At 65.3% G+C, this 15,048-nt stretch carries 18 protein-coding genes; 9 read left to right on the forward strand and 9 right to left on the reverse strand.

Annotated elements, in window-relative coordinates; all coding sequences use genetic code 11:
• Positions 1–1,317 precede the first annotated feature (1,317 nt).
• Positions 1,318–1,947, reverse strand: coding sequence for a metal-dependent hydrolase (locus C486_RS16705; protein ID WP_008458232.1), 630 nt, complete (start codon positions 1,945–1,947; stop codon positions 1,318–1,320).
• A 266-nt stretch (positions 1,948–2,213) separates the two neighbouring features.
• On the opposite strand from C486_RS16705, the gene C486_RS16710 reads away from it, so the two are divergent.
• From C486_RS16710 to C486_RS16735, 6 genes are all read left to right on the forward strand, one after another.
• Positions 2,214–3,287 (forward strand): ABC transporter ATP-binding protein, encoded by a 1,074-nt coding sequence (locus C486_RS16710; protein ID WP_008458234.1) that lies wholly within the window; start codon positions 2,214–2,216, stop codon positions 3,285–3,287.
• Positions 3,284–4,126 (forward strand): ABC transporter permease, encoded by an 843-nt coding sequence (locus C486_RS16715; protein ID WP_008458235.1) that lies wholly within the window; start codon positions 3,284–3,286, stop codon positions 4,124–4,126. The genes C486_RS16710 and C486_RS16715 overlap by 4 nt, the downstream gene beginning before the upstream one ends.
• A 64-nt stretch (positions 4,127–4,190) precedes the next feature.
• Positions 4,191–4,412: a hypothetical protein gene (locus C486_RS16720; RefSeq protein WP_008458236.1), complete on the forward strand. Its 222-nt coding sequence runs from the start codon at positions 4,191–4,193 to the stop codon at positions 4,410–4,412.
• Positions 4,413–4,455: 43 nt separating this feature from the next.
• Complete coding sequence (gene hisD / locus C486_RS16725; protein WP_008458238.1) at positions 4,456–5,754, forward strand: histidinol dehydrogenase; 1,299 nt, start codon at positions 4,456–4,458, stop codon at positions 5,752–5,754.
• Between the two features lie 85 nt (positions 5,755–5,839).
• Positions 5,840–6,049 carry a hypothetical protein gene (locus tag C486_RS16730; protein ID WP_008458240.1) on the forward strand — a complete coding sequence of 70 codons (210 nt, stop codon included), beginning with the start codon at positions 5,840–5,842 and terminating at the stop codon, positions 6,047–6,049.
• A 105-nt stretch (positions 6,050–6,154) separates the two neighbouring features.
• Complete coding sequence (locus C486_RS16735; RefSeq protein ID WP_006184153.1) at positions 6,155–6,529, forward strand: HesB/IscA family protein; 375 nt, start codon at positions 6,155–6,157, stop codon at positions 6,527–6,529.
• A gap of 143 nt (positions 6,530–6,672) precedes the next feature.
• Here C486_RS16735 and C486_RS16740 read toward each other — a convergent pair whose 3' ends face one another.
• From C486_RS16740 to C486_RS16755, 4 genes are all read right to left on the reverse strand, one after another.
• Positions 6,673–6,873, reverse strand: coding sequence for a dodecin (locus tag C486_RS16740; RefSeq protein WP_008458246.1), 201 nt, complete (start codon positions 6,871–6,873; stop codon positions 6,673–6,675).
• Between the two features lie 86 nt (positions 6,874–6,959).
• Entirely contained in the window at positions 6,960–7,619 is a 660-nt protein-coding gene (locus C486_RS16745) for a hypothetical protein (protein ID WP_008458248.1), read from the reverse strand.
• Positions 7,612–8,229, reverse strand: coding sequence for a hypothetical protein (locus C486_RS16750; protein WP_049910655.1), 618 nt, complete (start codon positions 8,227–8,229; stop codon positions 7,612–7,614). The genes C486_RS16745 and C486_RS16750 overlap by 8 nt, the downstream gene beginning before the upstream one ends.
• Before the next feature lie 55 nt (positions 8,230–8,284).
• Positions 8,285–9,274 carry a metal-dependent hydrolase gene (locus C486_RS16755; protein WP_008458251.1) on the reverse strand — a complete coding sequence of 330 codons (990 nt, stop codon included), beginning with the start codon at positions 9,272–9,274 and terminating at the stop codon, positions 8,285–8,287.
• Between the two features lie 194 nt (positions 9,275–9,468).
• Between C486_RS16755 and C486_RS16760 the strand changes: the two genes are divergently transcribed.
• Positions 9,469–10,680 carry a pyridoxal-phosphate-dependent aminotransferase family protein gene (locus tag C486_RS16760; RefSeq protein WP_008458253.1) on the forward strand — a complete coding sequence of 404 codons (1,212 nt, stop codon included), beginning with the start codon at positions 9,469–9,471 and terminating at the stop codon, positions 10,678–10,680.
• Positions 10,681–10,717: 37 nt separating this feature from the next.
• Here C486_RS16760 and C486_RS16765 read toward each other — a convergent pair whose 3' ends face one another.
• Positions 10,718–11,026, reverse strand: coding sequence for a DUF7116 family protein (locus C486_RS16765; protein ID WP_008458255.1), 309 nt, complete (start codon positions 11,024–11,026; stop codon positions 10,718–10,720).
• Between the two features lie 235 nt (positions 11,027–11,261).
• The gene (locus C486_RS16770) at positions 11,262–11,501 is read right to left on the reverse strand and encodes a DUF5816 domain-containing protein (RefSeq protein ID WP_008458256.1); all 240 of its coding nucleotides are present in this window, start codon (positions 11,499–11,501) and stop codon (positions 11,262–11,264) included.
• A 178-nt stretch (positions 11,502–11,679) separates the two neighbouring features.
• On the opposite strand from C486_RS16770, the gene C486_RS16775 reads away from it, so the two are divergent.
• On the forward strand, positions 11,680–12,090 hold the full coding sequence (locus C486_RS16775) for a universal stress protein (RefSeq protein ID WP_008458258.1): 411 nt from the start codon (positions 11,680–11,682) through the stop codon (positions 12,088–12,090).
• Between the two features lie 147 nt (positions 12,091–12,237).
• On the opposite strand, the gene C486_RS16780 is transcribed toward C486_RS16775, so the two are convergent.
• Both C486_RS16780 and C486_RS16785 read right to left on the reverse strand, forming a co-directional pair.
• Entirely contained in the window at positions 12,238–12,681 is a 444-nt protein-coding gene (locus C486_RS16780) for a universal stress protein (RefSeq protein WP_008458260.1), read from the reverse strand.
• 80 nt (positions 12,682–12,761) lie between these two features.
• Positions 12,762–13,763, reverse strand: a complete 1,002-nt coding sequence (locus tag C486_RS16785) for a mechanosensitive ion channel family protein (protein WP_008458262.1) — start codon at positions 13,761–13,763, stop codon at positions 12,762–12,764.
• Positions 13,764–13,902: 139 nt separating this feature from the next.
• Here C486_RS16785 and trmB point away from each other — a divergent pair, with 139 nt between their 5' ends.
• Entirely contained in the window at positions 13,903–14,967 is a 1,065-nt protein-coding gene (trmB, locus tag C486_RS16790; RefSeq protein ID WP_008458265.1) for an HTH-type sugar sensing transcriptional regulator TrmB, read from the forward strand.
• The last annotated feature ends 81 nt before the right edge of the window (positions 14,968–15,048 follow it).

Below are 15,048 nucleotides of genomic sequence, written 5' to 3' on the forward strand. Positions count from 1 at the left end.
ACACGGATCGTCGACCGATCGAGCGTCACCGAACTACCAAGGCTAACATCAGATTCCATCTGTACGGCGGACCGCAGGGGTGGAATCCTCATTTCCTTCGGATGTAATCGTAGGCCCTCCGGAGTACATAACCCCTTCGGACCGGACCCATCCGAGATGACGGAGCGAGTTGAACGCCCCGCCGATCACGTCGTCTTTCGCGTTCATATCCAACTTNCCCATCCGAGATGACGGAGCGAGTTGAACGCCCCGCCGATCACGTCGTCTTTCGCGTTCATATCCAACTTCCCTCGTACATATAAGGGCATCGGATCGCGCCGCCGCCGGAAACCGCATCCGGCGAGGACTTCCGCGTACTCTGAGGAACACGCCCCAATCATATAAGGGCGTCGTATCGCAGCGCCGTCGATCGGCGTCAGTCGCGTTGAGTCCGAATGCCTCAAGATGGATGGCAACGGAGCGGTCCGTTGCCATCGCGAGGGCGGATATGATGCCTACCTCCGTGCCGGGTCACGGCCGGAGGGAACGTGGCGGCGTGCGCCACGTCGTTCGCATTAGTGTCGAACGCCGGACGAACACATAAGCCCGTCGTCTCGCACGCTCATTGCTCTGTGTTGGGCATTCACGTGAAAGAGATAGTCACCGTCGGCAGGCTGTGACGACCGGTAGGCAAGAGATCCGCGTTTGTCCGACCGAACGCGCCGATCGAGGGCGGAACCAATGTGTCTACATCGATGATCGTTGGATGGCACTCACCCATTGATGGCATACGCCCGCATTTGGCACTGTCCGTCGGACGAGCGGTATGGACAGGAGACCAACGATGGACGCGACTGTGACACGGACCCGAGCCTAGGTCCGACGGACCCGTTTGCCAACGGCGTTGGTCGGCAGCGACTGCTCGAGTCGTCCACAGCCGCGGGTGCGACAATCTCCGTAACGGACTGTCTGTCTCAGGGGAGTGCCGATGGTATTCTGTGCAACAACGGTGACCGTCATCGGTGCCGAGACGGGCGAGGGCGTCATTGAGTTGGCGGGCGGTCGATCTCGAACACGGGATCCTGCTCGCGAAAAGCGATACGTCACGGTACAGACGGCAAACCACATTGCGGTGCTCGGCCACGCCAAGCGGGCAGTCGCGATGCCCTCGGCACGGGAGCGTCACCGATGGGAGTGGTCGCCGGACAGCCGTCCGGACGCAGATACGAACCAGCGGGTCCGCGACTCTCGTACTGCGCTTGGATCGGCATTGAAGGGCAGGAGATGGCTCACTCCCCGAGTGGGTGCGGTTGAGTATCGATCAAGCGGAGTGCTGGCCTATCGTTGCTCCGGATCGGTCCGGCTCGAGGCGGTGTCCCGATACAGAAGCGTCGCGATCGCTCGGCCGGTCGCTCGGAGACACTCCCGGAGGACGGGAGCGCCATCGAGAAGCCAGACGAGCGCTGTGAGCGCGGCGAGTCCGACCTGTATCCAGAGGTACGTCGAGAGATCGCCGGCGAGGACGGTATTCGCGTAGCGGCCGGTCAGCGTGACGAACACGTCGATGGCGTCGGGTCCGGGCGGCCGGCCCTCAGCCGGTGCGATGGGCCAGAGGGTAATTTCGATGAGGAAGATATCCTGTCGAAAGACCGAATCAATGATGTCGGCGAAGGGGTGAGACAGGTAGCCGAGTCCGAACGCGAGGCCGACCAGCGGTCGATCGGCCGCTCGTGCGACCGTTCCGGCGACGATCGCCACCGGCACTGCGAAGAAGATCGAGTGGCCGAGGCCGTAGCCGACGTCGAAGACGCCGTACGTCCACGCGAGGGGCTTGTCGATCAGGTCCGGGAGAACCGACGCGACGACGACGGCGAAGGCGTCGAGTCCGCCGGGGGAATCGCGGACGGTGACATGACAGAGGAGCGAGTACGAGAGATAGGCGACGATCGCGTGTTCCCACGGCCACATACGACGGTGGTACGGTGGACGCGGAATAGTTATGCAGCGCTTGTCGGCGCTGAACGTGTGCCGGCAGACCGGTCTCGAGAGCGGGCCGAAAATGTCGTCGTGAACGGCCGACTCGAGGACACAGTGGAGTACGGTCGGCGTAACTCGGGCGACCGTCGAGCAGCGCCGGTCGACTCGTCGTGACCGCCGGTCGAGCGGTCGGCAGGCGGGGCGATGACGTGGCGTCCGACTCACACGTATTTCCCCGTGGTCGTCCTAGCACGACCGTGACCGACTACGCTATCGAGGCCCGCGACGTGGCGGTGACGTACGCGGACGGAACGCGAGCAGTTCGCGGCGTCGACCTCCTCGTAGAGCGCGGGGAGTTCGTCGGCTTTCTCGGACCCAACGGCGCGGGCAAGACGACCATGATCAAAACGCTGGTAACGCTGTTGCGGCCGACCGGCGGGTCGGTGACGGTAAACGGGTTCGACACCGTCGCGGACCCGCGGAGCGTGCGGGCGACGGTCGGATACATGGCTCAGGAGACAAGCGTCGATCCGGAGCTGACGGCCCGCGAGAACCTCCGCTTCGCCTGTGACGCCTACGGCGTAGCACGATCCCGACGGGACGACCGAATCGCCGAACTGCTCGAACTCGTCGAGCTAACCGACGTCGCGGACAAGGTCGCCGACGACTTCTCCGGCGGGATGAAAAAGCGCCTCGACGCGGCGACGGCGCTCGTCCACCGACCGCCGCTCGTCTTCCTCGATGAGCCGACGACCGGACTCGACCCGGCGGCGCGAAACCGCCTCTGGGCGTACTTCCGGCGGATCAACGACGAGGGAACGACCGTCTTTCTGACGACGCAGTATCTCGAGGAGGCCGACCAACTGTGCGATCGGCTGTCGGTCATCCAGAACGGGGCCGTCGTCGCGGAGGGGACGCCGGACGAGCTGAAACGGCGGGTCGGCGGCGAGATCCTCGCCGTCGAACTGGCGGACACCGATGAGAGCGAGCAGGCGGTCTCGATCGCACGCGAGGAGGGGCTGTTCGCGGACGGAGCGGTGATCGAGCCCAGCGAGTCTGGCATAGCAGTGACCGCGCGTGACGCGCGGGCGCGTGGAACGGATTTGCTGGTCGCCCTTCGCGACGCCGGAATCGGCGTCGTGGGGTTCGACGTTCGTGCGCCAACGCTCGACGACGTCTTCCTCGCGGTGACCGGCGAACCGGACGGGAACGCATCGAGGGCAGAACACGAACGGGAGCCGACAGACGACATCCGCTCCGGACCGGTCGGTGCCGGCGGCCATGACTCGAGCGGGGCCGACGAGCGGACGGGGAACGGGGTGGATCGATGAGCACACCGCACGTCGACCGCCACGGCGGGAGCTTCGCGAGCGACGTGTGGGTTACGTTCGTCCGCTGGACGATCAAGTCGGTCCGGAACCCGTTCGTGCTGGTCGTCTCGCTCGTCCAGCCGATCATCTTCCTCGTCCTGTTCACGCAGGTGTTCGGCGGCGTCGCGACGAGCGCGCTCGAGGGGATCAGTTACGAGACGTACCTCGTGCCGGCGATCGTGATCCAGGTCGCGCTGGTGGCGGCCGCGACATCGGGAATCGGGCTGGTCAACGACATCGAGAACGGCATGTTCGAGAAGACGCTGGTGAGCCCGATGAACCGCAGCGCCGTCTTTCTGGGCAAGACGCTGGCCGAGATCGTCCGCATCGTCGTTCAGGTCGTGATCGTGCTCGTCCTGGGCGTGTTGCTCGGTGCCGAGATCGCGACCGGGGTGGTCGGCGCGGTCGCGATCGTCGGTATTTGCGTCTTGTTCTCGATCTGGTTTACCGCGTTCTCGAACGTCCTCGCCGTGGTGACCCGCGACGAGGAATCGACGATCATCGGAGCGAACCTGCTCCAGTTACCCTTGCTGTTCGTCTCGAGTGCGTTCCTCCCGCTGCCGGCGCTGCCGGAGTGGATTCGGACGGTCGCGACGGTCAACCCGATTACGTACGGCGTCGACGCCGCCCGTGCGGTGATGCTCGGCGAGGACACCATGACGATTATCGAGATCACGCGGTTCGACGGGATGTGGAACACGCTCGTCCCCGCGCTGGCCGTGCTATCGGGACTCGCCTTGGTCTTCGGGTCGGTAGCCGTCTACGCGATCGGCCGTGCGGCGAGCGCCGACGTGCGGTGAGGTGGCTGGCGGTCGGACGGAACCGAACCGATGTCATTTAGCGACCGTGTGCGTAGGATCACACATGGACCGGTCGGGATTCGTCAAACTCGCGCTCATCGCGTTCGGACTCGTGATCGTGAGTTTCTTCGTGCGCGGGATCAGTCGACTCGTTCTCGGCGCGGCGGTCGCCGAGTTGCTGCAGGCACCGCTTGCCGTCGTCGGGTTCGGGCTCCTCGTCTACCTCTTCATCAGGGCAACGCTCGACGCCGTCGGGATCTGGACCGTCGAGGACGCCGAGACGTGAGCGGAAGGAAACCGTTTTTCGACCGCTCCACGAACGCTGCGGTATGACAATCGACGTGCAGACGGTCGCCGATCTCGGGCCGGACGACCGCGCGGCCTTCTTCGATCGCGACGCCGGTATCGAGTCGGTCAGGGGAGACGTTCGGGAGATCGTCGAACGGGTTCGCACGGAAGGTGACGTCGCAGTCCGCGAGTACACCAGCGAGTTCGACGACGTCGAAGTCGGCAACCTCGAGATCACCGGCGACTGCGAGCGCGCGTACGACGAGATCAACGACGGGATGCGGGACGCGATCGAGCGGGCCGCGGCGAACGTCCGCGAGTTCCACGAGGCCCAATGTCCCAAAGATTGGCGGCGGGAGTTCAGCGAGGGGCGCACGCTAGGCCGGCGTTTCCGACCGATAGAGCGTGTCGGCGTCTACGTCCCCGGCGGCTCGGCGGCCTACCCCTCGAGCGCGATCATGGGTGTCGTGCCGGCGGTCGTTGCCGGCGTCGATCACGTGTCCGTGGTCACGCCGCCGGCGGACGAACTGAACCCGGTGACGTTGGCGGCGATCCACGCGGCGGGCGCGGACGCGGTCTACTGCGTCGGCGGCGCGCAGGCGATCGCGGGAATGGCCTACGGGACGGAAACGATCACCCGCGTCCAGAAGATCGTCGGGCCCGGAAACAAGTGGGTGACCGCGGCCAAGGCCGAGGTACGGGGTGACGTCGAGATCGACTTCCTCGCCGGACCCAGCGAAGTGGTCGTCGTGGCCGACGAGAGCGCGGACCCGGAACTCGTCGCCGCGGAACTCGTCGCACAGGCCGAGCACGATCCCAACGCCTCGGTCGTGGCTGTCACCGACGACGCCGAGACCGCCGACGCGGTGGCCGCAGCCGTCGACGAGCAGGCCGACGCGCGCGAACGAGAGGCCGTAATTCGAGAGGCGCTCGGAAACGATGCGAGCGGCGTCCTCCGTGCGCGATCGATGAGCGAAGCGATCCTCTTCGCCGAGGAGTACGCGCCTGAACACCTCTCGATCATCGCCGAGGACGACGACTCGCTCCTCGAGCGCATCGACAGCGCCGGCAGCGTCTTTCTCGGTCCGAACACCCCCGTCGCGGCGGGTGACTACGCCAGCGGTACCAATCACGTCCTGCCGACCAACGGCGGCGCGCGCGTGACCGGCGGGCTCGCGGTCGAGACGTTCCTGCGATCGACGACGGTCCAGCGACTCTCGGAGAAGGGCCTCGCCGACATGGGCGAGACGATCACCACGCTCGCGACGGCCGAGGGACTCGAGGCCCACGCCGAGAGCGTCCGGAGTCGACTCGAGGACGAGCCGGACACCGACGAATAACCATTGGAAACCGGGAGAGAACGGTTTCAGCAGACGGAATTGCGGACCGGTTTTACGTAGCTGGAGGTCGGGAGTAGGGACCGAGATGGAACCGCGTGTCGATCCGATGGACGGGCGCGTCCTCGAGCGCAACTACGACTACGCACAGCGGAACGTGCGGCTCCTCTCGATGTGGTACGACCGCGACCTGGAGCGGATGCTCGAACTGCTGGCGGAACACGACATCGAACTCTCGCGTAACGACGAGCGACAGTTCGGGACGTGCTATCGATCGCTCCGGCGTGCGAACTGGTAGCCGAGTCGCGAGCGGTCGATCGAGGCCACGCGTAACCGGATTCGGCTAGTTCGGCTGTCCGAGAAGGGCGTCACAGTTAACATCGTTGCGCCGGAATGGAGTGGTATGAGCACGGACAGTATGGACGGCGGGGAGGCGGACACGCGCCCGACGATCGAAGTAACCGAAGACGCGGCCGAACAGGCGCTGTCCCTCCTCGAGGGCGAGGACCTCGACGTGACGGAAGCCGGCCTTCGGCTGTTCGTCCAACAGGGTGGCTGTGCCGGTCTCTCCTACGGCATGCGGTTCGACGACGCGCCGGACGAGGACGATACGATCTACGAGCACCACGACCTGCGCGTGTTCGTCGATCCGGCGAGCCTGAAATACATCGAGGGGAGCGTCCTCGACTACGAGGACGGGTTACAGGCTGAAGGGTTCCACGTGGACAATCCAAACGTCGTCAGCGAGTGTGGCTGCGGCGAATCGTTCCGGACGTAACTGCGACCGTTCACAGCCGATTCCGTACCGCCCTCGTTTTCTGCCGGCTTGGCTTACGACCGATAGCCGACGGACAGGAGTATCGGTCGGACCGACGAAAAGGAACGATCGAACGCCGCGGACGAGAGCCGCCGCGCGGTTGACTACTCCTCGAGTCTGAACGCAACGGTGACTTCGGCCTGGTACTCCCGCTCGTCCGCGCTGGCGACTTCGACGCCGAGTTCGTCGACCTCGATCCACTGTACGTTCTGTAGGGTCGCTTCCGCGCGGTCGATGGCGTCGTCGGCCGCAGCGTCAAAGCTTTCCGGACTGGTGCCGATGAGTGTTATTTTCTTGAAGACCATGGCCTGCGTGGCTACGCTGCGTAGTGACGTAAAACACGGCGTCCGTTCAGACGTGAACCGACGCCGTCGCGTCGATACTGCCCAATTCAGTCGTCCCGTGCGTCGAGTCGATCGCGGATCGCACTGGTGACGTCCGTGAGATAGGCACCGCCCCACAGGGCGACGATCAGGCCGCCGATCGAGTTGAAGACGATGTCGAGCATCGTATCGGCGAGGCCGTACTGTGTGAGCACGGCGTTGATCCCGAGTGCCTGCGCCGACAGCGCGATGGCGAACTCGAGGATCTCCCAGAGGACGCCGAAGGCAAGGACGAAAAGCAGAATGAACACCGCGACGAACCGCTGTGGGAAGTGGATGCCGTTGGCGTGTTCGTGGAGCGCACGGACGGTCGCGTATCCCGCACCGGCGACGAGCGACGCCGAAAGCGCGTGGGTCATGTGATCCCACCACCAGACTTGACTGTAGAGCGTTTTGGTGGCACCCGGGAGTCCGACGGTCCCGAACGCGTGGAGGAAGACGGCAGTGGTGATCCAGAGCGTGAGCCGCGGGTCCATCGGGATCTCGTAGTCGCGCTCAAGGAGCGGCGGGAGTTGGGTGACGGCGAGTGCGACGGCCGTGTTCAGGACGATGCCGCCGTTGCCGCGTTCGATCCCGACGAACAGCATGCCGATCAACCCGATCTCCATGAGGTAGGTGAGTCGCCGCTGTTGCTGCCGGGACGGGAGCAACCCGGAGATGTTACGCATCGGGACCCTCCGCTGGGGACGCTTCGTCGCCGGTCTCGTACTGCTCGAGTCGCCCGAGTCGTCTGAAATACAGTTCGAAAACGATGCCGGCACCGAGACCGGTAGCTGCAGAATAGACGAACTCCCACATCACGGCGTCGTGGTCGCTCGGGAACGGCACGCCGAGCAGTCCGGAAACGCTCCACCGAAAGAGCGCCCATAGGGCGGCAGCGGCCATCGTCGTCACGGCGACGAAGATGACGGCAAAGCCGGGCGTCATTCGCACGGTAGTAAAGGCCTGCAGTTCGACGGCGATGACGAGTGCGATCGTCGCGACCGAGAGGTACGACGTGAAGTTCCCCGTCAGCCGGTCCGCCTCGAGAACCATTCCGAGAACGGGCAGCGCCGCAAGCAAGAGCACTTCCCAGGGAAGCATTGCAACCGGGGACTGAACGGTAAGCGGCGGCAATAACGCCAACGCGACGAGTATCACCGCGAACGTCGTCCAGAGGATGCCACCCGTCACGAACTCACCGAGGCCAATGAGTGCGATCGCGACGACCAGCAGCCACGCGACCACCGCGTTAGAGCGGTCGTCAGCGATCAGTTTCGTGAGTGAGGCCCGAGACACAGTCTCCCGTACTGACTGCCCTCACAAAAGCGTACGGAGTCGAGCAGCTGGTCTCCTACGACGGCACCGCAACCAGATAGACGGCGACGTACGCGGCGAGGGCGACAGTCACGGCAGTCAGCGCGGTGAGTGCCATCTCGAGCAGTCCGTCGGACGACGGGAAGCGGCGAGCGCGCGGGCGGGGCAGCGCCAACGAGGGGGACTCCCGAACGACACCACAGAGGAGGCCGACCCCGAGTATCGAGAAGACGAAGTGATAGGACACGTCGAGGGTGGGCGGCGTTACCGCGAGCGCGGCTCCGCCGTAAGCGACGCCGATCCCCGCCCGCCGATCGATGGCCGCACGGAGCGAGCGGTCGGTAAGTCGGCAGCCGACTGCGAGTGCGAGCCAGATCGTCGCGAGTTCAATCCCGAACGCGCCGAGCAGGTTGAGCGTCGGGTCCGAGTGGAGGACCAGGCGCGATTCGAGAACGGGAGCGCCGAACGGGAACAGCCAGTCGGGCGGCGATCCGGTCAGAAAGTCACCCCACGGGTGCGACCAGAGCCCCCAGAGGGCGGCGAGGGCGACCGTCGGCGGCGAAAGCGTCGACGCTCGAGCGACGCCGCGGGCGACGAGGAGGCCACTCGCTGCGAACAGGCACATGACGAGCGCCGCGATCGGACCGTCTCGGGCGACAGCGATAACGATGAGTCCGACGAGCAGGGCGACCGCAGCGGCCCGGGCGACGCGAGCGCGAACTGAACCGCTGCGGACGGCGAGCAGTCCGAACGCCGGGGCGGCGACCGCACCGACCACCAGCGAGTGGGTCACGGACCGGTGGACATCGCGGCTCGCGTCCCAGAAGGCCGTCGATGCTCCGAGGACACCGTCGGACACGTGCCACTCGAGGAGACCGACGAGCGCGTAGGCGACATCGATGTCCGGAATCGTCGCGAACGTGCCGGCGACAGCGCCGACGAGGAGGGCCCGTCGAGGCTCCCAGCCTCGCCAGTCGGCGACGCACGCAGCGACGGCAAACGCGATGAGTCCGTGACCGATAAACACAATAGTTCCGGTATGTGTCGGGGAGGCTTAAACGGCTCGCAGAAATGAAATCCGTTAGCAGGAGTCACACAGCGACTCGAGGGAAAGCACTGTCGCTGAGGCGACACCGAGCGGAGAGCGTCGCGTCGTCCGAGCGTGGCCTGTAATTCGCCGGTGCCGGTAGGCCTTTGCGAGTGGCCGGCGAGCACACGCCCATGTCTCAGGACGCGGCGGCCGAGACAGCTCGTGCGCCATCCGTCGGCGAACTCACACCACCCGATCGGACCCTGATGGGTCCCGGGCCGAGCGACGTACACCCGCGGGTCCTCCGGGCGATGAGCACGCCGTTGGTCGGCCACCTGGATCCCTCTTTCGTCGAGATCATGGACGAGGTTCAGGAACTGCTCCGGTACACGTTCCGGACGGACAATCAGTGGACCATTCCGGTTTCCGGGACCGGCTCCGCGGCGATGGAGGCCGCGATCGGTAACGTCGTCGAACCCGGCGACACCATGCTCGTGCCGACCAACGGCTACTTCGGCGACCGGATGGCCTCGATGGCTCGGCGAGCGGGCGGCGAGGTCGTCGCGGTCGACGCGCCGTGGGGCGAGCCACTCGTGCCCGATGACGTCGCGGACGCACTGGCCGAACACGAGCCCGACGTCTTCGGGTTCGTCCACGCCGAGACGAGTACGGGCGTCCTCCAGCCCGATGTCCCGGAACTGACCGCCGCGGCCCACGACCACGATGCCCTGGTCATTGCCGACACCGTCACCTCGCTTGGCGGGGTCGAGTTGCGAGTCGACGAGTGGGATATCGACGTGGCGTACGCGGGCCCACAGAAGTGTCTCTCCTGTCCGCCGGGCGCGAGCCCACTGACCCTTTCGGACGAGGCCATGGAGAAAGTCCTCTCACGTGACGAGGACCCTCGTTCGTGGTACCTCGACTTCTCCTTGCTCGAGGGCTACTGGGGCGACGAGCGGGCCTACCACCACACCGCGCCGATCACGAACGTCTACGCGATCCGGGAAGCCCTGCGACTGGTCGCCGAGGAGGGGATCGAGGACCGCTGGGCCCGCCACGAGCGACGTGCCGGCGCGCTGAAAGCCGGCGTGGAGGCGATGGGGCTCGAGATGAACGCCCCCGACAAGTACTGGCTGCCGAGCTTGAACGCCGTCCGCGTTCCCAACGGGATCGACGACGGCGCGGTCTGTGACACCTTACTCGAGCAGTACGACCTCGAGATCGCCGGCGGGCTGGGCGATCTCGCCGGGGAGATATTCCGAATCGGCTGTATGGGCCACTCCGCGCGCCCGGAGAACGTGATCTACGTCGTGACGGCGCTGGGCGACGTCTTGGAGTCGATGGGTGCGGACGTCGATCCGGGTGCGGGTGTGACTGCGACGCGTAACGCGCTCGAAAAATAAGGGACGTACCGCGACTGCTGATTTCGAACCGTCGGCTTTACGCTGTTACTCGCGGTCCTGGTGGCGCTCGTTCGACCTGATAGTCCTCCCCGTCGACGACGATAATCGCCCACTCGTAGTTCGGATTCGTCCGCTCGAGTCGCGTCTCGAGATCGTCGGCGTCCTCGGGTTCGGCGACGAAACAGTGAAACTGCCCCGACGCGGGCGACGGGAGTTGTCCCGTCTCGAGGACGGCGTTTACGTGAACGACCTTCCACGCGCGTTCGGCGCGGAACTCGGGGCCGTTGCCTTCGACGGTGTAACCCAACTCAGCGAAGATCGACCTGGCCTGCTCGACGAGCCGCATGTTAACAGGACCCATTCACTACTGTCTATGTCCCCATCCACCATAAATGTTAGTACGTGACAAGACGGAGCGGGGAGGGGTCGTCGAGACGAACCTGCCTCGAACGGAGGATTCATCCGTGTCGTCGCGGAGCCGACGTGCGGTCAGTAATAGACTCCTTACCGGCTTTTCTGCCGGTTTCACGGCCGCAGCGGCGGTCCAACGGGGACTCGAGCGGCGCGGCAGTTAGAACCGATCACTCGTGGGCGGCGTCCCACTCGGTGGGCTTGCGAAAGTTCCCACACCGGTTGCACTTGATTCGACCCATCGAATCCATCGCGTTGTCGAGGCTCTCGCAGTTCGTACAGAACCACCCATACCGATGGTTCGTATCTGGCGATTCGTAGGCGACGAGGAACACCCCTTTCGACCCCCTGTCGCCGTCCGTCTCCGAAACGTAGACGGTGTCGCCGTCGTCGGTCGACCTGCTTTGCATGCCCGCTCGTACGCTTGCACCCGGTAAATGGCTGTCTTTCCGGGTCGAATTCGCCGCCGGGAGCGGTTCGCCGACTCTGGATCACGAAGCGTGTTACAGTACGCCACATGTGACAGATACTCGTCCCTGATAGTCCGTACTGAAAGGTTTACCCGCTCGGAAGGCATTTGGATGTCTAATGTCGCTGGTCGTGGTTCCCGTTCGGTACCCGCTGTCGAAACACTCGCGGCGAACGCTCGAGCAGGCGATCGAGATCGCTCGCGAGCGCGACGCGGCGCTGACGATACTGCACGTCGACCTGTACCAGAACGGGAAGAAAACAACGCGAATGGATCTGAAAAGCGCCGTCGAGCGGACCTTCGGGCGGCTCGAGAACGCACGGTACGTGGTCCGTACGGGCTTTCTCGTCGAGGAGAGTATTCTCGACGAGGTCGGGGCGGAGGGTGCCGACGCCGTCGTCATCGGGACCAAACAGGCGAGTCGGCTGCGACGGCTCTTCCAACGCCTGACGGACAACCCGGACATCGACCGCTATCTCCGGACCCACCTCGACTGCGAGGTCATCACGGTCGACGGCGCACGCGCGTGATCGCGGTCGAACACCGGCTGCTCACTCGTCGGTGCCGGCGTTTCGCACGACGAACACCGGCTGCTCACTCGTCGGTGCCGGCGTTTCGCACGACGANCGGCTGCTCACTCGTCGGTGCCGGCGTTTCGCACGACGAACACCGGCTGCTCACTCGTCGGTGCCGGCGTTTCGCACGACGAACACCGGAACGGAAGCGTTGTCGACGACGCGCTCCGAGACGCTTCCCAACGACGTGACTTTTTCCCGTGGGCTCTTGCCGCGCGTCCCGATCACGATCAGGTCGATTCCCGCCTCGTCGGCGTACTCGAGGATCGTCTTCGCGGGCGTCCCGTGGCGGACTTCGCTGACGGTCTCGAGGTCCGCCGCTGCCGCCCGCTCCTCGACGTCGGCGACCGCGTTCCGACCCTCCGCCTCGAGCGAGCGCTCGAGATCGGCAGCGGTCTCGTCGTCGGCCGCGGCGGTGACGCGGCTATCGACGACGTACAGCGAGTGGATCGTTGCATCGTTGTCCGCGGCGATCGGCAGTCCATGGGCGAGCGTCTCGGGAACGGTATCGCTTCCGTCCGTTGGAATGAGAACATCGTCGTACATCTGTCGACTGACTGCGCATTGAACCGGGGACAGCATAAATCACCCCCACAATACCGAGCGGAAGGAAACGCCGGCCGCCGTCACTGATCCGTCGGGTCCGCGGGAGGCTCGCCCGTCGGCCCCGGCGACCGGGACGCGTTTGCGTGCGGTTGCTCGAAGCCGGAGTCGTCGACGGACACGCGGGCGACACCGCTGCTGCCGTCGAAAACGTGATGACGGCGCGGGTAGGCGAACTCCGCATCGATATCGGCAAAGCGCTCGTTGATGGCGTCTTGAACCGCCGACCGGACGACGGTCTGCTTGTAGGGATGGTTCATCCAGAAGAACAGCTCGAGGGCGATCCCGTGATCCCCGTACTCGGCGATGTAACAGGAGGGAGCGGCGGCGTAGCGGGCGCTGCCGATCCGGATGTCGGGGCCGCCCGAGATGACCTCGTCGACGCTCCTGGCTGCTCGTTCCGCGGCCTGTCGTGCCGCCTCGAGGTCGCTGTCGTAGGTGATCTCGAGCCCGATAGAGATTCGCGTTCGTTCGTCCTCCGCGGAGAAGTTGACGACGTCGCGCGCGTGGATTTCGGAGTTGGGGATGACGATGAAGGTGTTCTGGAGCGTGAAGATCTTGGTGTAACGGATCGTGATGTCCTCGACGAATCCGCGGTGGCCGGCGTCGGTGACTTCGATCATGTCGCCGATCTCGTAGGGGCGATCCGCGAGGATGTAGAGGCCGTTGATCAGGCTCCCGACCAGCGGCGCGAGCACGATCGCGATCACGGCCGAGATGACGGTCACCGAGAGGAGGATCTGCGTGTCGCCGACGCCGAGGATGCCGGCCGCGATGCCGATCGCCCAGAGCAACACGGCGAGTCTGACGCCACGGAGCACGGTCCGCGTGACGCTCGGTCGTTCGATCCTGCGAGCGACCGTGCGACCGGCGATCCGAACGGCGAGTTTCGAGAGGTACCAGCCGACGGCGAGGACGAGGAGGGCCAGCGCGATTTTGATCGCGAGTTCGGGTGTCTCGTTCGGCAACGTAGCCTGCGCCGCCTCGACAACCGAACTCGCATCTCTCCGAAGGACCTCGCGCATACCAAGACGCTCAGGCCCGTTGTGGTTAAGCGTTCTGACCGTCAGCTTTGGGGGACCGAAATCGGACAACCCGATTTCGAAAACGCGTGCTACTCGAAGTATAATAAATCATTTAGCGGTCGGGATCGTAGTGTCCGATATGGCACCAGACGAACTTCGCTCGACCGTCGAGCGCGTCGGCGACCGCTTTAACCTCGGCGAGTACGAGATCGACGCCTACCTCACCGTCCTCGAGCAGGGCCAGCTCACGGCGAGCGAGATCGCGGACCGAACGGAGATTCCCCAGCCCCGCGTCTACGACACCGTCCGCAGTCTCAGCGACCGCGGACTGGTCGAACTGCGGGAGTCCCGCCCGATGAAGGTCGTCGCGATCGATCCCGGCGAGGCCTTCGACGACGTCCAGACATCCTTCGAGCAGATGATCTCGGAACTCGAGGCCCGCTACACCGCGCCGGCCCGCGATACGGAGGCCGTCTCGCTCGTGAAATCGCGCTCGACGATCCTGCGCTATCTCGAGGAGGTCATCGACGCCGCGGAGTACGAACTCTCCCTGTCGCTGACGCCGGACCTGTTGACGCGGTTCGAGGCGGAGTTGCGCACGGCGATCGAGGCCGGCGTGAGCGTCGACCTGATCGTGACGCCCGCGAGCGAAGCGCCCGATCCCGCGGAGTTCGAATACGGCGCGGTCGCGTCGACGGCCCGCGCTCGGCGCGGGATCACGACGCCGGTCGTTGCCGTCGCCGACGGCAACTACTCGGTCTATGCCACCCAGGACGCCCTACGCGACGACCAGGATCGGTACGGCGTCATCTTCAACCGCTCCGCGCTCGGCTTCCTGATCTCCGGGTTCTTCGGGACGGTCCTCTGGACGACCGCCGAACGGGTGCTCGGCGAGGACGGAACCGACCGAACGTACCCCCGGAAGTACGCCTCAATCCGCCGGTGTGTAAAGGACCTCATCGAGGAGGGCGGCGAGTTCTACGCGACCGTCGAGGGCCGAGATGTCGAGGTCGGCGGCCAGCGGATCGTCCGCGGTCGCATCCGAGACATTTCCTTCGAGGTCAGCGAAGAGGTCGCCAGTCTCACGATCGACACCGACGACGGCGACGTCTCCGTCGGTGGCCGTGTCGCCGCTCTCGAGGACATCGAGGCCCACGAGATCCACATCGGCCGGGACGAACCGCCGATGCTCGAGGACCGCTGATCCTGCCGCTGGGACCGACCGCGCCGGGAGCCGACGGTCGTCGCGCCGACCCGGCCGGGGACGCCGAACCGGGGCGGTGAA

This window comes from Natrinema gari JCM 14663 (genome assembly GCF_000337175.1).
GTDB lineage: Archaea > Halobacteriota > Halobacteria > Halobacteriales > Natrialbaceae > Natrinema > Natrinema gari.